Genomic DNA, 20,298 nt, shown 5'->3' with positions numbered 1-20,298 from the left:
TAAAAAGATTTAGGAGTTTTTATGTATTTTTCATCTTTTGTAACCACGTTACAACACACAGGTAATGTGACTATGCGGTTACTAAAGCAAAGCGATATGCCTATCATTTGCCAGTGGCTTACCCTGCCTTATGCGCATTTTTGGGGTATGAATAAACACACACCCGAGCAAATGTGCAGCGCCTACCAAGATATAATAAACAACCCGCATCATCATGCGTATGTTATTGAGCAAAATAATGAGCTACTAGCCCTTGTTGAGCTTTACAACCCCGTGCACGACAAGCTACTTGCGGCTGCCTATGAGGTAATGCCAAACGATACCGGCATGCACATTTTACTTGCCCCAAATACACGGCCAAAACGCCATTTTAGCTTTGAAATAATGCAGTGTGTATTACACAGTATTTTTACCCATAACGATAATGCGCGCGTAGTGGTAGAGCCCGATATTGCCAATAGTAAAATTCATACCTTAAATAAGCGTTTAGGCTTTGTGCATACTAAGCAAATAACCCTTGGTGAGAAAAACGCATACCTTGGGTTTTGTAATAAAGCCGCGTTTGAAGCGCACGTTAATTTACACCACAAAATCCAAGCCCCCATAAACACCGACTATGTAAAGTTTGATCATTGGCAGTGGGCAAATAGGCACTTACAAAGTAAAGCCATTAGCGAACTTGTACACGAGCGCTTATTGGTTGCAGAGCAAACCCCGCACGGTTTTAAAGTAAATATTGAAGGGGGTTACTTTTTATTTAACGGCCGCGCTATGGCGCTTAACCACATAGATATAGACGAGCCAAGTTTATGCTTTTATAACCTTAACAATGAGCAAGTAGCGCTTGATGTGCTGCACTTTTTTAGTGTGCAAGGCCCTGCGCTGGGGTTAACTGGCGAGCGTTTAGCCACCTACCTTGAAGAGCTTAATGCCACACTTGCCAGTGCCTGTTATAAACGCGAAAATAACACCCTTAGCGCAGCCGAACTTGCGAAATTAGGGCTGCAACAAATAGAGGCGGCAATGAGCGAAGGCCACCCTGCGTTTGTGGCTAATAATGGCCGAATTGGCTTTAGCAAAAGCGACTTTTTACGCTATGCGCCAGAAATAGGCAAACCGTTTAAAGTACTGTGGTTAGCGGCGCACAAAACAGTATGTGATTTTGCCCACAGTGAATATTTTAGTGACTACCCAAGCCACATTAGTGACGAGCTTGATTTAACCACTCGTGATGCGTTTAACAAAGCGCTACAAGCGCAAAATCTAAACCCCGACGACTACCTATTTATACCTGCCCATCCGTGGCAGTACCAACACAAATTAAGTGTGGTGTTTGCTAACGAGTTTGCCAATAACCGCTTAGTGTATTTAGGTGAAGGTGACGATCTATATCAAGCGCAGCAATCTATTCGTACGTTATATAACTGCTCACACCCACATAAACCGTATTTAAAAGTGGCGCTGTCTATTTTAAATATGGGCTTTATGCGCGGGCTTTCGCGCGCTTATATGGCGGTTACTCCGGCCATAAACGATTGGGTGTTTAATAAAGTAAACCACGACCCAACACTTAGCGCGTGTAACTTTACAGCGCTTAGAGAGTACGCCACGTTAGGGTATGCGCATCACACCTTTGAGCAAAGCGCATTGGGCGATACGCCGTACCGTAAAATGTTTGCGTGTTTATGGCGCGAAAACCCAAACCATAATTTACAAAATAATGAGCAGCTCACTACCATGGCCGCATTGCTGCATCTAGATAACCACGGTAAAAGTATGGCAGGTGCATTAATAGATCAAAGCGGCTTAAATGCAAACGCTTGGCTACAAAGCTACTTTAATGCCTACCTTATCCCGTTAGTGCATTGTTTTTATGCTCATAAACTGGTGTTTATGCCCCACGGCGAAAACCTCATTTTAAAGCTTAAAAATTCAGTACCTGTAGGCGCCTACATGAAAGACATAGGTGAAGAAGTGGCGCTACTTAACAGCACTGAGTCTTTGCCTGAGGAAGTATCGCGCATTCATATTGCTATGCCTAAAGAGCTTGAATTACTAAGTATATTTACCGATGTATTTGACTGCTTTTTCAGATACCTAGTCGCTATTTTAGTAAGAGAAAAACGCATAACCGAGCACGATTTTTGGCACGGCGTTGCGCAAAGTGTAAAAGTGTATCAACAAGCCAACCCGGCCTTAAATGCGCGCTTTAAAGAGTATGACTTTTTTAGTGATGAATTTGCGCACTCTTGCTTAAACCGCTTACAGCTTGGCAATAATAAACAAATGGTTGATTTAACCGACCCCGCAGGCAGCTTACAGTTTGCCGGAAGTTTAAATAACCCGGTATCGGCAACGCTGTATGGCTAAGCCCATAACCCTTGCGCACTTTTTATTTAGCCCAAATGAGCCGGTTGCAGCGGCTTACCCAAGCTTAGGTTTAGTGCGCAAATTAGCGGTTTTTTGCAAGGCGCATTACCCACATGCGCCTACGCAATTTATTAGCCGGCATTTATATTTGCAGCTTTGTTGGCAAACTATGTATGCCTATTGTTATTGGTATACGTGTAAACACAACGCGCATAACCCCATGCACTTACAGTTAAATATTAGCGGTGCTTACAGCCGGGGTTTTAACCTCACAGGTGGGCCTATATTAAGTAAAACTGATCAAAACAATGTTCTTATTGAGTTTATTAACTGTGTAGGTAAGTGGATAAATACCGATTATGCGCTGAGTAATAAAGAGCAAGGGCGCTTATTACTCGACACCCTTAACAGCGCATTTGAGCGCGCTCATAGCTTAAATTTAGCAAGTGCTGAGCACATTACGCATTGCCATCAACAGCTACATAACTTAATCAGTAATCACTTTAATTTACACACCCCATTTAAATTAACGGCCGAGCGCTTAACGTGCTGTCGTTATTATTTAGCAGGTTATAACAAATGCCAAACCTGCCCTAAAAAGGATATTAAAAGCAATGAACACACGTCTTAAAACGATTGACCTTGCCCGAGGTGCGAGCGTTTTTATTATGATTTTAGTCCACACGTTATGGATGTACTCAAGCACAGCGCTTCAAAGTGAAAGCTTATTTGGTGCTGTTATTCATATACTTGGCAAAGGTACCGCCTCGTTTTTAGTGGCAATGGGGCTATCTATGGCACTTTCGCGTAGGCAAACACCCATGTTATTAATTAAGCGCGGCGTACAACTTTTACTACTTGCGTATTTAATGAATGCGGCAAAGTTTTGGCTACCTATTGAGGTATTTAACACCATGCCCGAGGCATTTATAAATGCCTATGGTTGGCAAAGCCCATTAAGTGCTGGGCAGTTACAATTTATGGTGCTAACGGGTGATATTTTACAACTTGCTGGGGTTAGCTTAGTGCTGTTTGGTGCGTTTAATATTGCCCGCTGGAAAACCGCAGGGATTGCTTTTTTAGCCGTTGCTATTGCACTTGTAAGCCAGTTTGTAAGGGGGCAGCAGTTTACACTTTCGCCTTATATTAGCGATTTGTTTTTTGCTAATAACTACCAAGTTTATTTTCCGGTGTTTCCGTGGATAAGTGCTATATTAACCGGTTACGTGCTTGGTCGTTTATATATAAATAGCCAGCATAATGCTGCGTACTTATTTAGCGTGTGCGCAAAGTTAGGGGCTGCATTATTAGTGATTGGTGCAGCATGGTTATTTATTGATTTTAATGGTCAGTTTGGTAACTTTTTTCACCTAAATGGCGGCGGTATTATTTATTTAATTGGCTTAAATTTATGTGCTTTAGCTCTTATAGAGTATGTTTTTGCTAATAAATTTAATGGCCCTATCACCCGCGCTCTTTTATATGCGAGCAAACATGTTACCGCTTTGTATGTTATTCAGTGGGTGCTTATTTGCTGGTTTATGGGCGTGTTTGGTTATCATACGCAGTCGCTTGTGCCAACGTTGTGCCTAATGGCGCTTATGAGTTTACTCACTTTTGCAGTACACAAAATGTATTTGCAAACTAAGTTAATCCTTACTTGGTTTTAAGCAAAAACCTAAGCGTGCAGCATAAACTGTAAAGGGGCTTTACGGGCGCAGTTACACACGTGCCCTAGCCCGCTTTTATCGCCTCAATTACGGTATTCATGCGCTTTGCCATTGGCCTATTACGATGGTGACACACATAAATATTTTCGCTTATCGGATTAGCTAAGTGATGCGTTTTAATAAGCGCAGGTTTATTAAATGCGCTAACGGCGTGCGCAGGTAAAACCGTAAACCCCAGCCCTAAACTTACCGGCTCCAGTATCAAACTTATTTGGTTAGAAAACCCCGAACGCTTAAATTGATCAACATGTTCAAACTCACTGTAGTTTTCGCTAAGTAACAGCTGCGCGTGGTGTTTTGCATCGGGGTGGCCAATAAAACCAAGCTCACATAAAACCTCCCACGTAGGGTTTTTAATATGTGCGGGAGTGACAAGTAATAGCGCTTCTTTACCAATTTTGTGGCTAGTAACTTCGCTAAGTGTGGGAGCTTGGGTTAAAAAGCCTATGTCGGCACTGTGGTTTGCCACAGCTTGCTCTACACTTGTATTAGGTGCAAAGCGATAATCAATATTAAGCTCGGTATGCTTTGCCTGCAGCGCCAATAACTGGCTATAAAATTGTAGCCCACAACTACCTGGCGATTGTATTTTTACTAGGCCGCTGTAAGGCGAATCATCTTTTAATTGCTGCTCTAAAAATTGCCACTCTTTTAATAACAAGCTGCCTTGCTGATACAAATTTTGCCCATGTACGGTAAGGGTAAATTGTTTACCGTGGCGCTCTAATAGCGCGCAGTTTACTTGCTGCTCTAGCTTTTTAATATGCTGGCTCACGCCAGATTGGGTCATAAATAAGCGCTCGGCGGTTTGGGTAAAGTGGTTTACCTCAACCAACGTACAAAACGTGTTTAACCATGTCGGGTTTATCATTACAAAACGTACTCAAAATGATGATTAATGATAATTTTACTTAATAAAGGCTGATTCGTAAACTAACTCCATCAACTAATCACAGTTAAAGAGGACATATTATGAGTCATACATATCCACGTAGTTTTTCGCACATTGGTATTTCAGTACCGGATGTTGAAAAAGCCGTAGAGTTTTACACTAAGGTGATGGGCTGGTACACCATAATGGAGCCTACCGTGATCACCGAAGATAACAGCCCAATTGGCGAAATGTGTACCGATGTATTTGGTCCAAATTGGGAAAAATTTAAAATAGCGCACCTTTCAACAGGCGACCGTATTGGTGTAGAAATTTTTGAATTTAAAGACCAAGAAAACCCTAAAGACAATTTTGAATACTGGAAAACCGGTATCTTCCATTTCTGTGTACAAGACCCAGATGTAGAAGGCTTAGCGGATCGTATTGTTGCTGCAGGTGGTAAAAAGCGTATGCCAGAGCCACGTTACTACTACCCTGGCGAAAAGCCATACCGCATGATCTACATGGAAGACCCGTTTGGTAACATCCTTGAGATTTACAGCCACAGCTACGAGCTTATTTACAGCGCAGGCGCTTACTAAACTTAACTAGTTTAAAAAAGTTGAGCAAAAAACAAAAAGGCCGCAGTATTTATTACTGCGGCCTTTTTGTTTAGTACGTGGTGCAACTTTTAAAGGGGCTAACTTTTAGCACCAAGTGAGCTATGCAGGGCATTTTTATAGGCCTCATACGCGGGTATAGCTGAGGTAATAATAGCCGCAACAGTAATAACCGTTATTACTTTCAAAGTCTCTACATTAAGCATATTTGCATTTAAAAATAAGCCGTACCTGGTGCCTAGCCAATCGCCTAAAAGCCATAAAGTTAAACTTAGTAAAGCCGTTGCGGCTGCGCTTACCAGCATTACTAAAATTAGCGCCTCTACCAGTACTAAGCTAAAAATAACGCTTGGCCCTGCGCCCAATACACGTAGCACGGCAATTTCGTTTTTACGTTGTGCCATAGAGGCAAGTAACATGGTTGATAAACCAAATAACGACGATACCAGCACCAAAATACCAATAACGCGTAATAGGTTTTCAACGGTTGCCATCATTTGCCAAAGCTCGGCCATGGCAACACCGGGTAACACGGCCATTAACCTATCGGCTTTATAGTTGTTTATATCGCGCTGTAATTTAAAGGTAGAAAACTTAGATTTTAAACCCAGCATTACTGCGGTAATGCTCTCGGGTGTGGTGTTTACTGAGTCTACATTATTAAGTAATTTAGCTTGTTTTGCCGGTGATAAATGTATGGCCTCAATGGCGTTTAAGCTTACATGTATGGTTTTATCAACGGGTGTGCCTGTGGGGCTAAGTATGCCCTTAATTATAAAGGGGGTGTTGTCGTGATGGGTAAAGCTTGTGTTACCAATACCATGGGCAATCACTACGCTTTGGCCAATTTTATACTTGAGTTTTTTGGCTACATCGGCCCCTATTACCGCTTCAAATAATGTGTTAAATGGCTGGCCGCTACTAAAAGTAAGTGGTTGCTTAGTGCCGTATTTAAAGTGTTCAAAGTAGCTATTATTAGTGCCCATTACTCTAAAACCACGGTGCGAGTCGCCAAGCGAAATGGGAATTGCCCATTTAACTAATGAGCTGCCTTTTAGGGTTTCATAGCTTTTATAATTAATATTACTGGTGTGGCTGCCCATTCTAAATACCGAATAAAGTAAAAGGTTTAACTGCCCGCTAGGTGCGCCCACAATCATATCTACATCAGAGATGGTTCTGTTAAAGCTTTCTTTGGCTTGCTGGCGAATATGCTCAACACTTAACAGCACGCTTATACTTATAAGTAATGATAAAAACGTAAGTATGACCGATTTGCGCCTACAGGCTAAGCTGCTCCACGCTAACGATACTAGCATTTGCTGCCCTCCCCTTTTAAAAGCGAAGTTACATTTACGCTGCGCTCAAAAAATTGTTGTAAGTGCATATCGTGGCTTACAAATACAAGCGTTATGCCGTACTGCTTACATAAATCAATTAGCAGGGCCATAAATGCTTCGCGCGATGCGGCGTCTAATGCTGAGGTAGGTTCGTCAACTAATAGCAGTTTAGGTTTATTTATTAAAGCGCGGGCAATAGCTACACGCTGTTGCTGGCCAACACTTAATGTATTTGCTGCTTTGTGCAAAATAGTCGTTGGTAACTTAAGCGCTAAAAGCAGAGCGCTCGCCTCTTGCTCTATTTGCGTATTACTCGTTTTTGCAAAGTAACTAGCCAGCTGAATGTTTTTTAAAACACTTAAATACGGTATTAAATTAAATTGCTGAAACACCACGCCAATGTTTTGTGCTCTAAATTTATCGCGCTTTTTTGACGAAAACGTTGAAAATGCTTGCTCAAGTAAGGTTATTTCACCACTTTGCGGTGTGAGCACCCCTGCTAATAAATTAAGTAATGTGGTTTTACCTGAGCCAGATTCACCGTGTAAAAACACCTGTTCCCCCTGCTTTACTTGCCAGTTAGGAATATAAAACGCGGTTTTATCGGCTTTATGGTACTTATAATTAAGTTGATTAATATGTATGGCAAAGGGAGTAGAGGCCGAAGAAATTGTATTAGGCAATGATGAGACTCCTATGGTTTGATAAGTATTGATATGTTATAACGTTTTTAGTTAAGCAATAAGCTAATTGAGATGAAAATATGTCAAAGAATGTAACTAACATGGTTGCTTGGTGTGTTATAGCCTTGGCCAGTTTAGTAATTACCTGTGAGTCAGTGGCTAAAAGTTCAAGCTACGAACAAATAGAGTGGATTCAGTTAATGCCTAAAGACGATTTAGACGCACTGCTTAATCCGCCAGAGTATTTAACCGAAATTGAAGATGGCTCAGAGCAAGACACACTAGATAGCCTAGACGCTAAGTCGTTCGAAAACGAGCAAGATAAACGCTATCAGCAAGCATTAAGCTCAGCTCGAGTCATTGATAGCTATAACAATAAAAAAATTCGCGTGCCTGGTTTTATTGTGCCGCTTGAATCAGAAGAAGGTAAGCGCATTAGTGAGTTTTTTGTAGTGCCTTACTTTGGGGCGTGTTTGCATATGCCGCCACCGCCGCCAAACCAAATAATTTACGTTAAATTTGAACAAGGCGTTGAGCTTGAAAGCTTATACGACGCTTTTTGGTTTGAAGGAAAAATAATAATTAATACCGTAGAAAACGAATTAGGTACATCGGCGTACGAGCTTAAGTTAGACCGAGTTTTACCGTACGAGGAATAATATGAATAAAAAATATCTGCTTTGCTCATTCGTTTTGGCAAGTGCGTCTGTTGGCGTTAATGCATGCGAGTTTCACTCCAGGGTTGGTTTAAATCAATTTCATCCGTTTGCTCGTCAAAGCTTTCAAACCCCTATACTTGAGCGTTTTTCTGTAAAGCACGCTAAGCAAGCACAAGTAAATGTTGGCGATACAAGCACAGCTAAATTTAGCTACTTAGTGCCTAAACGTTACAGCGCGGTAAGTGTAAAGTTTGTAGCGCCACAAGGTATTAAACTTACCGGTAAGCCAATAATATTATTAGAGCGTACACGCGGAATACACAGTTTAAAATACGTAGCTAATAAACCCGGTAAATCAGAAATTTTGGTGCAAATAAGCGGCCTTTTAAATGAAAAGCCTTTTACGCTAGAGCAAAAAATAGAAGTAACAGCCAGTTAAATACGCTGAGCTTAGAAATTAATAGGGCTAACATTACGCTAGCCCTTTTTTTTATACCTAAATTAAAAGCAGCTTTGCTGCAATTTATGCGTTTTTACCGCAACACTTTTTATATTTACGGCCATTACCGCATACACACGGATCGTTTCGCCCTACTTTAGGCGTGCCACGCGTAATAGGGCTTTGCGGTGGTGGGCAGCAGCTTGTGTTAGTGCAGCCTGAACTGGTTGGCGTTGAAGGTTTATCTGTCATATTACTGTTCCTTTTAAATAGTATTTACCACGAACCATACATAGGGTTTGGTAGTAAAAATAATGATTTACCAAGCGTGGGTTGTAGCGTTTTTATATTGGCGGTTTCTTGTGTTACACCGCTAAAGTCTTCAATGTTATCCCCCACCTGAAATTTAATAACCTGTGGCTGCTGCCAGTTATTATTTTGCCCACTTGGTGAAAAACAATCGGCTGTGCCTTGTGTTATTTGTTGGCGGCGCAAGTCTTTATCGTTAATAAATTCGTTGTTATTAACGGCGTTTTTGTCAGCCTCTGAACGGCCAATTAAACAGGTGTTTTTAAGTGTTACAGGTAAACCTACTGCTTTTAAATTATTCCATGTGTGCAAATCGTTTTGTTTATTACGGTTAGTAACAAGCGCTATTTTTCCACCGTGTTTATACACTGTTTCTATAAACGATTTAGCACCAGGTACCAGTGTGGCTTTTTCGCTTGCAACCCATGCCTGCCAGGATTGTGGTGTATATCCTTTACCGTTAAGCTCGGTTTGCTTTTGATAAGCTGAGTTATCAAGCACGGTTTCATCTACATCCATCACAGCTACCCAGTTACTTGTTGTGTTTGGCAATTGCATTACTGCTGCTTTTGCTTGTTCGTAGGTTGTAGTTGCTAGTGCTTTGTACTCTTTACTGGTTGTTTGCCATAACACTGCCGACGACAATGAGTGTGCATTAGCAGCAAGTGAGACCGATACAGCGCAGTGGTCACTCAACATGGCTTTGTTATCCATATTTTTAAATTTATGCACCTGAGCCGACTTTGTAATATTTTGTGCATTCATACCGCCAACAATAATGTGATCGATAGGCGCAGGATAGCGTGCTTGGCACCCTAATAATTGGCTGGTTGTAATACGAGTTGAGCGCTCATTACTTAATAAAGTGCGAGTTAGCCTATTATAAGGTGCTGATATACGTTGGTTAAAATCACCTAATATTACGTAAGGCGTACCTGCTGTTTCGCGTTTTTCTACCCAGCTATTAAGCACCGGTGCTTGTTGTGCATAAGTTTTACACGCAGGTGAGTCGCTTTTTAAGTAGTCATCTACAAAACAGCCGCTTTTCATGTGCACGTTAAGTATATCGGTAGGCCCTTTTGCTGTATTAATTGTAAGTTGCAAGCCATAACGCAGCCCTGTTTTTGATAGACCAAGTGGTTCAAAGGGTTCAATATTTAATACCGGCACTGTTTTTTTAACCGCAAAAGCGACTTTCTGTTGGGTAGATTTAGCCCCTGTTTTTCTACACGTATATGCAGGGCTAGGCGCTCTACTCGATACCATTAGTTGCCAGTCGTCTTCAGAGAATATTTGCTCTAGCGCCTCTTTAGAAGCCACTTCTTGCAGGGCGATTACATCAGCATTTAAGTTATTTGCGTAGGCTTTCATAGCCTCAATATCGCTAGGCGTTCTGGCTCTACAGCCTGTATCTATTGGGTATGCAAGGTGCTCAACATTCCAAGTCGCTATTTTTAAAGCAGGTAGAGTTTGTGCTTGTAGCTGCGAGGCCGGCTGCGCTGAAAAACTTTCATTAGTATTTTTGGCTAGGTTAGATGTACAGCCAACACTAAGCGCACTGACTAAAGCAATGGTTAATGTATTAAATGTGTTCATGGTTGGTTTTCTCTGAGTTGGTTTTATTATTAATTAAGCAGTTCATGAGTTGTTGCTCCCACATAGAGTTAATTTGTATCGCTATTATTTCTATACGACTTTCTTGGCAATCGTTTAAGGGGGTAACGGTTAAGGTTTGCTCCGCTAGGTTAAAGCCTACAAACCCTTCGTCTGTTTTTATAACAGCTTTAATTCGCTCTACTTTTAAGTTGCTAAACAAAGCGTGCAGCGCGGTTTTACTAAGTATGTGTGCTGCACTAATACGCCAACCAATACTTTGATAGCCTTGAGCGCTATTTTTAATGCACAGTATGCCATTTGTGGGTAATGGCACTTCACGGGTATTAATGCCTGACTTTGTATGAGTATGCGCAGTGCAAGGCGCCGATTGATTATAGTCGCACTCACCTTGTAACAACTCAGGCGCTATTTCACCTTGTGTAGTAAATACAATTTGCTGTGTTTGGTTTGCGCGGCTTATTACATAATCAGTTAATGTTTCAGTGTCATTTTGAGCGTATAAATCGTGCTTGTTACCTACAATAATATCTGCAATATCAATTTGCTGATTAAACGTAGCATGGCTTGTATAACGCGAGTCATTGAGCTTTCTGGCATCAACTAAAGTAATTGTTTTTTGTAAGCTCAGTACATTTTTATAATGCGATGATGAAAGTGTTTGTAATACTTCTTTTGGGTGGCCAAGCCCTGTGGGTTCAATTAAAAGCCTGTCTGGTTTTGCTTGTTTTAGCAGCTGATTAAGTGCAACTTGCATTGGCACGCCTGCGGTACAACACATGCAGCCACCGGGTACTTCGCGAATAAATACACCACTGTTTGGGCTTTGTTGCCCATTAAGTAGCGCGCCATCAATACCTACTTCGCCAAATTCGTTTACTAATACTGCCCAGCGCTCAGTGAGTGGTTTGGTTTTAAGTAGCGATACAATAGTGCTGGTTTTTCCGGCACCTAAAAACCCACTAATAATATTAGTGGGTATTGCCTTTAGCGTTTGCTTATTAGAGTTCATTAGCCAATTTTTTGTAACCTTTTACCAAATCGTGATTTGCCGACACCACCGATTCAGAAAATGTTGAATATTCTGGCGGCACTTTGCTTATGCTGTTTAAATCAAAGCCGGGTTCTATATTGGTCATTGGCGGTACATGAAAGTCTTTAGGTAAATCTAACCCATCAATTACACAGTTATGCCTTACTACACAACAATTGCCAATTTCTGATCTAAATACTACCGAGTTAAAGCCAATAAATACATCATCCCCTACGCTGCACGGGCCATGTATAATTGAACGATGCGCTATAGATGTACGCTCACCAATGGATACCGCCGCCCCCGATTTAGAATGAATAACCACGCCATCTTGTATGTTTGAATTTTTTTTAATAATAATTGGTTGCATATCGCCGGTGTCGTCTACTTCATCTGCGCGAATAACCGCATAAGGGCCAATAAATACGTTGTCTTCAATAATTACTTTGCCGCAAATAATGGCGGTTGGGTCTATAAATGCACTTTGCGCTACGCTTGGCATGTGGCCGTTTGGGTTTTTTCTTAACATGTTTATTCCTTACTAATTAATGCTTTTGCTATGCAAATTTTTGGTCGTACACTACGGCATTGTGCGCATGTAGGCTTTCTTGGTGCTCAACTTTAAAGTGGTAGTCGCAAATATCTGTATTTTGCTCAAGGGCGTGCTTTAACCTGCGGGCGGCATCTTCACAAAACAGTAGGTTTTCGGCGTTTAATTTAGCAAAGGCTTGCTCGTCTTCTCGTTTTACCGCGGTTTGTACTGGCGTGCCTATGGCTTGTTCCATTTGGGTAATAAGAGTGGGTAAATCAGGGAGTTGCTCGCCTTGTAAGCTCATATTTATATACGCATACGAGCGTTGGCTGTGCGGGGTAGCTACACTGCCTTGCTGCGATGTAAGCCACTCTAATAAAGTGTTTTTATCAAGCTGCTGCTCTGTAAACTGCTCTGCTACGGCGTCACTTAACGCTTGTCTAGAAAGCGCGGCCGAACACGGGCACGTGCTAGAATAAGGAATTGTGAGGCTAAGCTCGGTATTAATAACGCCATTTTTAATGGTTTTGCTAATAGCCACCGGATACGTCTGAAACCCAGATTGATTAGATAAAAGCGCTGGCTTGTTTATTACAAGCTCAAAAGCTAAATCTACTTTGGCACTTAAGCTTAAGCCTTGCTGAGAGCTCAGCATGTTTTCAACTAGCGTTGTTAAAACTTGGCCATTGAGTGGCTTATTAGCCAGTTGTTCATTAAACAATAAATACAAGCGCGACATATGTATGCCTTTTGCATTTGCTTTATCAAGGCTAACAAATATGCCTACTTTGGCGTGAGTGTGTAGTTGCTCACCTTTGTTGTTTAAAATATGTAACGGCAGCGAAACCTCTTCCATACCCACCCATTGTAATGGGCGTGCATTAAGAGAGTTAGGCTGCGAAGTAATATCGGGCAAATGGCTTTTAGCATTCATAAATTTAACTATTCCGGTTAACGATTAAAAATAAGAGGCATTGCAGGTTTACTTGGTTTAGTGACTGTTTTGCCATCGTAAAGGCGCTCGCCATTAACCCACGTGCTTACTATTTTTGATGAAAACTCAACGCCATCAAAAGGCGTCCAGCCGCAAAGGTAGCGGCAAGCGTCGTGGCTCACCTTTGTAGTTTGCTGTGTACTTATCAGCACTAAATCGGCGTAGTAACCTTCTTTTATAAAGCCGCGTTTATCTACCTTAAAACGCAGCGCGGGGTTATGTGCGGTTTTTTCTACTACTTGTTCAATGCTTAAGCGGTTGTGTTTAACGTGTTCTAGTAAGCTTAAAAGTGCGTGCTCTACTAAGGGCAAACCTGCTGGCGCGTTAACATAATCGGTTTGTTTTTCTTGCCATGTATGCGGAGCGTGATCGGTGGCAATAATATCTATTTGATTATTTTTAACCGCGTTTATAAGCGCATCGCGATCGGTTTTAGCTTTTATGGCAGGGTTACATTTTATTAAGTTGCCTAAGGCTTCGTAATTTTGCTCGCAAAAGTATAAGTGGTGTACACAGGCTTCTGCGGTAATGCTTTTATTGGCTATATCGCCTTTAGTAAATAAACTCAGCTCTTTTTCGGTAGTTATGTGTAATACATGCAATTGCGCATTGTATTTTTTAGCAAGCGACACCGCATACGACGATGAGGCATAACACGCCTGCGCATCACGTATTTTTGGATGTTCGGTAATACTAGGCACAATGCCTTGTTGCTCGTAGCGCTGATTATTTTTGCTAATGATTTTTCCATCTTCGCAGTGGGTAACTATAAGCACAGGGCATTCGCGAAATATCCCCTCAAGCGCTTGTGGGTTCTCTATTAATAAATTACCGGTAGAGGCGCCCATAAACACTTTTACGCCACATACTCTTTTAGGGTCGAGCGCTTTAATATCATCTAAATTGTGCTCGGTTGCGCCAAGGTAAAAAGAGTAATTAGCATAAGAGTGCTGCTCAGCTATGGCGTATTTTTCTTCAAGCGCCGCTTTGTTTGTGGTTGAAGGGGTAACATTAGGCATTTCCATATAACTTGTAATACCGCCTGCCACTGCCGCGCGTGATTCAGTTAATATAGAGCCTTTATGGGTAAGGCCTGGCTCTCTAAAATGCACTTGGTCATCTATCATACCTGGGAGCAAGTACGCGCCTTTTGCGTCAAATACATCATCGTTTATGCTCGGGGTGATATTAGCAGCAATGCATTCAATAAATTGGTTGGTAATGCGTACATCAGCACGTTGCGTTTTACCTTCGTTAACCATTTGGGCATTTTTTATTAGTTGGCTTTTCATGCTTACGGCTCTTATTTAGTCAGCAATGTATGTTTAATGGGTGTGAGTTGGCGGCCAAATATTAGCTTTGCCAACTAATAACAGGGTTATTACGCGTCGCTTCTGTTGAGCCTTGCCCTGTGTTACTAATCCATTGCACGTTAAGCGCATTCAGTGAAGGCATTAACTTAAACAACGTGACCGTAAAGCCCCTAACCGGTGTTTTGCAGTTAAAATTGTAGGTGGCTTCAACATTATGATGATCGTGGCTATGAAGGTCTGCGTGTTCATCATGGCTGTGAGCAAGTGAGTTTTCGGTGCTTTGTAAAATACACTGCCCTTTTATATCAATGGCGTGGCTGCTATTTTTTAACTGCTGGGCAAGTACATCAATCGCATTTTTATCTGTTGAGCTTGCAACTTGGTGCTCAAAACCAAGCGCATCAGCAGCCGGAATAATAAACTGCATTTGCAGCACATTGCCCTGTTGAGCAATAAGTAACTCACCTTCCCCATGTACATGTTTTTGCGCATTAGCACTAAAACCCAACCCTAATAGCAGGGCAATAGTGAACCCTTTTGTAAACGTTTTCATAAGCTAACCCTTATACAAAATAGAGCTAAATACAGCAATTGTTATAGTATAACATACCGATTGTGTCCTAAAAAGATAATAATTAAGGCTCTATTGGGCTAGTAAAGCCATTTATTGTTTATAGGTACAGATGCTGGTAAGTTTTAGCTATATAAATAATTTATTTTTAAGGAAAAACATGAAACTGTCATTGGAAGACATCACCGCCAATAATTACGAAGCCGTATGCGATTTAGAGGTTACTAAAACTCAAGAAGAATACGTAGCGTGTAATATGTGGTCGTTAGTAGAGGCGCACTACAATAGCGGGTATACCTGTAAAGCGAATTAACCTGAACTCTGGATAATAAATCTATCTCAAGCAGTTATTTTCAGCGCTAACTGCGTTGAATTTACTTGCAATAAGCTAGCTATTGACGCGTAATTTCGCCTTGTTTTCACTGGAAATCTCTGGCTAGAGAGAATAAGCATAAATATCACTTTTGACTCAATATGTTAGTAAATCTCTTAACCAGAGTTCAGGTTATTTTCCTAAATGCTCTGCCAGTAGGCTTTTTTATGTGGGTACAAGAAACCCCAACAAAGGTTTCTATTTGGCGCTTTATGGTTGATCAAACTTATACCAACTCCAATAAATAGTTGCTCTATTTTACTTGCTAAAACAACCCATTTCTTTGTTTTAAATTTCGTAAAGGGAACAACCACTTACATCAATTTACGCCTAGAACTGAATTGTTTTTTCGGCGTAAAATTTAGAACACATACTTAAATGGAGTTGGTATTATCAAAATAAAGGCATTGGGCGCAAAGCACTATTCATGGCAATTGAAGAGATTAAAACAAACCCTGAGCTTGAACAAATCGAGATTTGTTATAACCCGCAAAACCCAATAGCTAAAGATTTTTATTCAAGTTTTGGATTTGAGGAAGTTGGCCTCGATGAGGGCGACATGTTAGCCGTTATTAAAATTAGCCGTTAACTCATTTATAAGTAAGCCGCTAATTTTAAAGAATAATAATAGTTTTAAGGAAATACTGTGAACATAAGGCCATTTGCAGAGAACGACTTTTTAGCCGTTCAAAATATTTATCAGCAAGGTATTGATACCGGCAACGCGACCTTTCAAACTAAAGCAAAAAGCTGGCAGCAATGGAATAGCTCTATGCTCAACTGTTGTCGTCTTATTGCAGTTGAGGATGAAAAGGTGCTTGGCTGGGCTGGGTTATCTGCGATTTCAAGCCGTGAGGTATACTCGGGCGTTGCCGAGGTAAGTGTATATGTTGCAAACCAAGCCCAAGGTAAAGGCTTGGGGCACGCATTGCTTTGTGCACTCATTAAAGAATCAGAATAAAACGGTATATGGATGCTACAAGCCAGTATATTCCCTGAAAACATAAGCAGCATTACACTTCATACTCGTAATGGTTTTAGGCAAGTTGGAAACCGAGAAAAATTAGGACAGCTGCATGGCGTATGGCGCAATGTAACTTTAATGGAAAGGCGCAGCGCCGTCGTAGGCCTCTAAACCTTTAAATAGCATAATAAATACAATGTGCGTTCATTATTATGCTTTTAAATCGCATTTATTATTCAAATTATTTAAGAAAAACTCACAACCTCAGAATGTATATTGCTCTCCTTCCCTACTCTTTTCTCAAAAATCATAAATTAATTATTTTAAATTTCAGCTCCTAGCTGCGTTGTTTTTTTTACTTTATAACCTATTGCTTTAATTTAAAAAATAAAAACAAAGTCGCTTAAAATTAATTTTTTAGTGCGGCTTTTTGAGTGTTAATTTTACTTATTTGTGGATTGAGCGTTCTATAAGTTATTGACACTCTCTGTTTTTGCGTGTAAATTTCGGATCAATCGATCCACAAGTGTTATGGGTAATGTGTTTTAAGTTGATATTTTAAGAGTTTGTTCCTCTTATTTTAAATAGCATCTTTTTAAAACACGTTTATAGCTCTGATATTTATTATGCGTAGTTTGCATATATAAATACCCTGTTAGGCGAAATATAGGTGTGTCACTGTGGGTCGATTTTTACTTTTAACTAGGAGCCAAAAATGACTAACCAAGTAATTAAATTAAATGATGAAAACTTCGAATCGCTAAACAAAAAAGACGCCAAATTAGTTGTAAGACTATGGGCTGAGTGGTGTGCTCCATGCCAAATGATGTCGCCTATTTACGAGCAAGTAGCCGATAACCTCGCTGATGAAAATATTATTATGGGGGAGCTTAATATTGATGATTTTCCATCAGTTGCAGCCAAATTAGCGGTAAGAAGTATTCCTACTGTTGTTGTATTTAAAAACGGTAAAGAAATAAATCGCTCTGTAGGTATGATGCCTGCGCCAGAGCTACAAGCGCTAATTTTAAAAGATTAGTACGCCAAAGAGGTGATAAATGAGCACACATCGAAAGTTGATAATTTTGGGTTCGGGGCCTGCTGGTTACACTGCCGCTATTTATGCAGCTAGAGCAAACCTTGAACCATTACTAATTACTGGCCTTGAAGTGGGTGGGCAACTCACAACAACAACTGATGTTGAAAATTGGCCAGGATACCCAACGGGTATTCAGGGGCCACAACTGATGAGACAGTTTAAAGAGCATGCTGAAAATTTTGATACCGAAATAGTGCATGACTACATCACATATGTTGACCTGCAGCAAAGACCGTTTGTGCTTAAAGGTCAGCAAACTTACACAGCTGATGCGTTAATTATTTCTACGGGCGCATCGGCAAAGTACCTTGGCCTACAAAGCGAAACTGAGTTTAAAGGTAAGGGTGTATCGGCGTGTGCAACTTGCGATGGCTTTTTTTATAAAAACCAAAGCGTAGCTGTGGTTGGCGGTGGTAATACCGCAGTTGAAGAGGCTTTGTATTTAGCTAATATTGCGTCGCACGTTACGCTTATTCACCGTCGTGATTCACTCAGTGCCGAAAAGGTTTTACAACAGCGCCTATTTGATAAAGTAGCGCAAGGTAAAGTAACTATTAAGTGGAATAACCAAGTAGATGAAATAGTGGGTGACGCTAACGGCGTTACAGGAATTACTATTAAATCAACGTTACCGGAGCAAGACAGAGAAACACTGAGCGTTAATGGGGTGTTTATTGCCATTGGGCATCAGCTTAATACACATATTTTTAAAGATCAGCTTGATATGCGCGATGGCTACATTAATGTGTATTCTGGGTTTGAAAATGGTGAAACATTAACGAATATTCCCGGCGTATTTGCCGCAGGTGATGTAAGCGATAACCATTATAGGCAGGCAATTACATCTGCAGGTTCTGGGTGTAAAGCAGCACTAGATGTAGAGCAATACTTTACTCGCTTAGGTGCTTAGCACAGCAACTGTATTTAAAACTTATGGTATGATCAACACAATGCCCGACAATACTTAGTATTTCGGGCTTGAGTGTTTTAACTAACAATACACTTATTTAAAATTTACTTACTTGAGGTAATTTATATGGCCCGAACCGGACGCCCACGCCAGTTTAACCGTGAAGATGCAATAAAAAGTGCAATGGATTTATTTTGGCAAAAAGGCTACGAATCCACTTCTTTAGCTGAGCTACGCAAAGTGTTAGGCAATATTTCATCTGCGAGTTTTTACGCAGCATTTGGCTCAAAGCAAGCTCTATACAGTGAATGTTTAGCACTTTATACCAGCACCTGTGGAGAGACCTTTTCGGAGCTAGAAAACGAGTCGGTTCCTGCAAAAGCAGCGATTAAAAACATGGTGTTTAAAACCATTCATATGCAAACCTCAACTAAGCAACCATCGGGCTGCATGATTGTTTTATCTGGCTTAAATTGCGGCGACGAAAATAAAGAAGTTGAGCAAATGGCGCTGTCGGTACGCAACGACATTCGTAAAGCGCTTGTAAAATGCATAGAGCGCGGAACAGCCCGGCAAGAGTGGCAACAAGAAATGCCCGTAGAGCAATTTATGCTAATTTTAGATACCTTTATTAATGGCCTTTCTATTCAATCAAGAGACGGCATTGCACGAGAAAAGCTTTTAGAAGCCTGTGAGTTATTTTTAGATAGGTGGTAATAAGTAGATTGCTTTAAGCGCATAGAAAAACAGACTTAACGTAACTAAATTAAATTTATATATAAAAAAACAAGGCGCACTTTTAATAAAAAGTGCGCCTTGTTTGTTTTAGCTAGGGTACTAAATGTTAAGCCGTTTTAGCAGGTAACTTTGCGGCTGTTACTGCTAAATAAGTGAGCCCAATAATACCTGTTAGTGCACAGGCCGATAAAATAAAGGGGTCAACTAACAGGTTATCTTTAAATTCAAAGGTGCCAGCTGATATTTTTTTCCAGCCCATAAAGTGCTGATTAGCGGCCACTGTTGCGCCAAAAAAACCAATCACTAAAGCAAAATATTTGCCTATCCAGTGTGTAACCGCAGGCGTTATTAATAATAAACCTAACAGGCCTATTACTGAGCGCTGCACTCTACAATAGGGGCAAGCATACACTATGCCTAATAAGTCTGTGCTCCACGCAGCTATTGAAATAACAATAGCGATTAAGCCCACTATTTTTATATGCGTAGAATAGGTGCTTAAATTTAAAATGTTCATGTACTGCTTTCCTACTTAAAATTATGCTAAAACCAGTGCGGTTAAAAACATGCCTAAGCCAAATATGGTGTGCCCTACAAAGCTTTTTATGCGCGTAACTGTGGGGTTAGGTGTTTTTGCACCGGCCATACCCGCGCCCATGCCTGGCATCATTATAAAAAAGGGGGCAACTATGCCAAACCACGAAACAAGTAATGCAGGTAGTATGGTTGGCAAATCAAGCCACTGCGTGTTTACACACACCATTAATATTAACCCGTACGCTATGCCAATTAGGTAATGTACAACCCAACCAATACCAAGCTCACCCGGTATTTTTTCGGCCTTAGGTAGTGCAGGCTGATAAAATTGCCCCGACTTCATATGACCTACCCAGCGCCCAACTAATCGCCAATTTGTGGCGGGTAAATCAAAAAACTTAGCGAGTAACCCCGCGTAAATATCTAACACTAGTGTGCCCCCTATACCTATTAATATAAAAGTATAGAAAGAGTCGCTAAACATAGGCTGTATCTCCTGGTAATACGTTAAATGCTAGGTGTTTTGCTGGTGTGTATACATAGCACAACAGCAAAGTGCATAGACTTGGGTATGTAATGTGATAATATTACCAAAACGC

At 40.8% G+C, this 20,298-nt stretch carries 23 protein-coding genes and 2 pseudogenes; 13 read left to right on the top strand and 12 right to left on the bottom strand.

Features of this window, described 5'->3' with window-relative positions; genetic code table 11:
• Window positions 1–21 precede the first annotated feature (21 nt).
• From AN391_RS00510 to AN391_RS00500, 3 genes are read left to right on the top strand one after another with little or no spacing between them, the layout of a single operon-like run.
• Entirely contained in the window at window positions 22–2,370 is a 2,349-nt protein-coding gene (locus tag AN391_RS00510; RefSeq protein WP_055013566.1) for a GNAT family N-acetyltransferase, read from the top strand.
• A complete protein-coding gene (locus AN391_RS00505) occupies window positions 2,363–3,001 on the top strand; it encodes a hypothetical protein (protein WP_055013565.1) in 639 nt (212 codons plus the stop codon). The genes AN391_RS00510 and AN391_RS00505 overlap by 8 nt, the downstream gene beginning before the upstream one ends.
• Complete coding sequence (locus AN391_RS00500) at window positions 2,985–4,040, top strand: heparan-alpha-glucosaminide N-acetyltransferase domain-containing protein (RefSeq protein ID WP_055013564.1); 1,056 nt, start codon at window positions 2,985–2,987, stop codon at window positions 4,038–4,040. Before AN391_RS00505 ends, AN391_RS00500 begins: the two co-directional genes overlap by 17 nt.
• Before the next feature lie 64 nt (window positions 4,041–4,104).
• Here the strand turns inward: AN391_RS00500 and AN391_RS00495 are convergent, their stop codons facing one another.
• The gene (locus AN391_RS00495) at window positions 4,105–4,971 is read right to left on the bottom strand and encodes a LysR family transcriptional regulator (protein ID WP_055013563.1); all 867 of its coding nucleotides are present in this window, start codon (window positions 4,969–4,971) and stop codon (window positions 4,105–4,107) included.
• Window positions 4,972–5,072: 101 nt separating this feature from the next.
• Here AN391_RS00495 and AN391_RS00490 point away from each other — a divergent pair, with 101 nt between their 5' ends.
• Window positions 5,073–5,573, top strand: a complete 501-nt coding sequence (locus AN391_RS00490) for a lactoylglutathione lyase family protein (protein WP_008130525.1) — start codon at window positions 5,073–5,075, stop codon at window positions 5,571–5,573.
• A 98-nt stretch (window positions 5,574–5,671) separates the two neighbouring features.
• Here AN391_RS00490 and AN391_RS00485 read toward each other — a convergent pair whose 3' ends face one another.
• Together AN391_RS00485 and AN391_RS00480 are read right to left on the bottom strand one after the other, a co-directional pair.
• Window positions 5,672–6,910, bottom strand: coding sequence for an ABC transporter permease (locus tag AN391_RS00485; protein ID WP_055013562.1), 1,239 nt, complete (start codon window positions 6,908–6,910; stop codon window positions 5,672–5,674).
• Window positions 6,904–7,614 (bottom strand): ABC transporter ATP-binding protein, encoded by a 711-nt coding sequence (locus AN391_RS00480; RefSeq protein ID WP_055013561.1) that lies wholly within the window; start codon window positions 7,612–7,614, stop codon window positions 6,904–6,906. Before AN391_RS00480 ends, AN391_RS00485 begins: the two co-directional genes overlap by 7 nt.
• An 80-nt stretch (window positions 7,615–7,694) precedes the next feature.
• Between AN391_RS00480 and AN391_RS00475 the strand changes: the two genes are divergently transcribed.
• Together AN391_RS00475 and AN391_RS00470 are read left to right on the top strand one after the other, a co-directional pair.
• The gene (locus AN391_RS00475; protein ID WP_055013560.1) at window positions 7,695–8,273 is read left to right on the top strand and encodes a DUF3299 domain-containing protein; all 579 of its coding nucleotides are present in this window, start codon (window positions 7,695–7,697) and stop codon (window positions 8,271–8,273) included.
• 1 nt (window position 8,274) lies between these two features.
• On the top strand, window positions 8,275–8,712 hold the full coding sequence (locus AN391_RS00470; protein ID WP_055013559.1) for a hypothetical protein: 438 nt from the start codon (window positions 8,275–8,277) through the stop codon (window positions 8,710–8,712).
• Between the two features lie 84 nt (window positions 8,713–8,796).
• On the opposite strand, the gene AN391_RS00465 is transcribed toward AN391_RS00470, so the two are convergent.
• The 7 genes from AN391_RS00465 to AN391_RS00435 all read right to left on the bottom strand — a co-directional run bounded on the left by AN391_RS00465 (window position 8,797) and on the right by AN391_RS00435 (window position 15,060).
• A complete protein-coding gene (locus AN391_RS00465) occupies window positions 8,797–8,964 on the bottom strand; it encodes an SEC-C metal-binding domain-containing protein (RefSeq protein WP_055013558.1) in 168 nt (55 codons plus the stop codon).
• A gap of 24 nt (window positions 8,965–8,988) precedes the next feature.
• Window positions 8,989–10,617: an HAD family acid phosphatase gene (locus AN391_RS00460; protein ID WP_055013557.1), complete on the bottom strand. Its 1,629-nt coding sequence runs from the start codon at window positions 10,615–10,617 to the stop codon at window positions 8,989–8,991.
• On the bottom strand, window positions 10,604–11,647 hold the full coding sequence (locus AN391_RS00455) for a GTP-binding protein (RefSeq protein ID WP_055013556.1): 1,044 nt from the start codon (window positions 11,645–11,647) through the stop codon (window positions 10,604–10,606). The genes AN391_RS00460 and AN391_RS00455 overlap by 14 nt, the downstream gene beginning before the upstream one ends.
• Window positions 11,637–12,197, bottom strand: a complete 561-nt coding sequence (locus tag AN391_RS00450; RefSeq protein ID WP_055013555.1) for a carbonate dehydratase — start codon at window positions 12,195–12,197, stop codon at window positions 11,637–11,639. Before AN391_RS00450 ends, AN391_RS00455 begins: the two co-directional genes overlap by 11 nt.
• A gap of 28 nt (window positions 12,198–12,225) precedes the next feature.
• Complete coding sequence (gene folE2, locus AN391_RS00445) at window positions 12,226–13,134, bottom strand: GTP cyclohydrolase FolE2 (RefSeq protein ID WP_055013554.1); 909 nt, start codon at window positions 13,132–13,134, stop codon at window positions 12,226–12,228.
• A 17-nt stretch (window positions 13,135–13,151) separates the two neighbouring features.
• Window positions 13,152–14,486 (bottom strand): dihydroorotase, encoded by a 1,335-nt coding sequence (locus AN391_RS00440; RefSeq protein WP_055013553.1) that lies wholly within the window; start codon window positions 14,484–14,486, stop codon window positions 13,152–13,154.
• A gap of 61 nt (window positions 14,487–14,547) precedes the next feature.
• The gene (locus AN391_RS00435; protein ID WP_055013552.1) at window positions 14,548–15,060 is read right to left on the bottom strand and encodes a DUF2796 domain-containing protein; all 513 of its coding nucleotides are present in this window, start codon (window positions 15,058–15,060) and stop codon (window positions 14,548–14,550) included.
• A 178-nt stretch (window positions 15,061–15,238) separates the two neighbouring features.
• On the opposite strand from AN391_RS00435, the gene AN391_RS20510 reads away from it, so the two are divergent.
• The 7 genes and pseudogenes from AN391_RS20510 to AN391_RS00410 all read left to right on the top strand — a co-directional run bounded on the left by AN391_RS20510 (window position 15,239) and on the right by AN391_RS00410 (window position 19,141).
• On the top strand, window positions 15,239–15,391 hold the full coding sequence (locus tag AN391_RS20510; protein ID WP_408003037.1) for a hypothetical protein: 153 nt from the start codon (window positions 15,239–15,241) through the stop codon (window positions 15,389–15,391).
• A gap of 203 nt (window positions 15,392–15,594) precedes the next feature.
• Window positions 15,595–15,675: pseudogene (locus tag AN391_RS20740) on the top strand (GNAT family N-acetyltransferase); the annotation flags it as partial.
• A 167-nt stretch (window positions 15,676–15,842) separates the two neighbouring features.
• A pseudogene (locus tag AN391_RS00430) lies at window positions 15,843–16,040 on the top strand (GNAT family N-acetyltransferase); the annotation flags it as partial.
• 57 nt (window positions 16,041–16,097) lie between these two features.
• Window positions 16,098–16,412, top strand: a complete 315-nt coding sequence (locus AN391_RS20865; RefSeq protein ID WP_268795548.1) for a GNAT family N-acetyltransferase — start codon at window positions 16,098–16,100, stop codon at window positions 16,410–16,412.
• Window positions 16,413–17,130: 718 nt separating this feature from the next.
• Window positions 17,131–17,454, top strand: a complete 324-nt coding sequence (locus AN391_RS00420) for a co-chaperone YbbN (protein WP_054982009.1) — start codon at window positions 17,131–17,133, stop codon at window positions 17,452–17,454.
• 19 nt (window positions 17,455–17,473) lie between these two features.
• A complete protein-coding gene (gene trxB, locus AN391_RS00415; protein ID WP_055013551.1) occupies window positions 17,474–18,424 on the top strand; it encodes a thioredoxin-disulfide reductase in 951 nt (316 codons plus the stop codon).
• Between the two features lie 126 nt (window positions 18,425–18,550).
• The gene (locus tag AN391_RS00410; protein ID WP_055013550.1) at window positions 18,551–19,141 is read left to right on the top strand and encodes a TetR/AcrR family transcriptional regulator; all 591 of its coding nucleotides are present in this window, start codon (window positions 18,551–18,553) and stop codon (window positions 19,139–19,141) included.
• Between the two features lie 127 nt (window positions 19,142–19,268).
• Here AN391_RS00410 and AN391_RS00405 read toward each other — a convergent pair whose 3' ends face one another.
• Window positions 19,269–19,679: a disulfide bond formation protein B gene (locus AN391_RS00405; protein ID WP_055013549.1), complete on the bottom strand. Its 411-nt coding sequence runs from the start codon at window positions 19,677–19,679 to the stop codon at window positions 19,269–19,271.
• Window positions 19,680–19,700: 21 nt separating this feature from the next.
• A complete protein-coding gene (locus AN391_RS00400) occupies window positions 19,701–20,183 on the bottom strand; it encodes a DUF2938 domain-containing protein (protein ID WP_055013548.1) in 483 nt (160 codons plus the stop codon).
• Window positions 20,184–20,298: the final 115 nt, after the last annotated feature.

It is taken from the genome of Pseudoalteromonas sp. P1-13-1a (assembly GCF_001401875.1).
In the GTDB taxonomy this organism is placed as follows: Bacteria; Pseudomonadota; Gammaproteobacteria; order Enterobacterales; family Alteromonadaceae; genus Pseudoalteromonas.
Note: the sequence above shows the minus strand (reverse complement) of the source record. Positions and strands in the feature narration are given on the sequence as shown.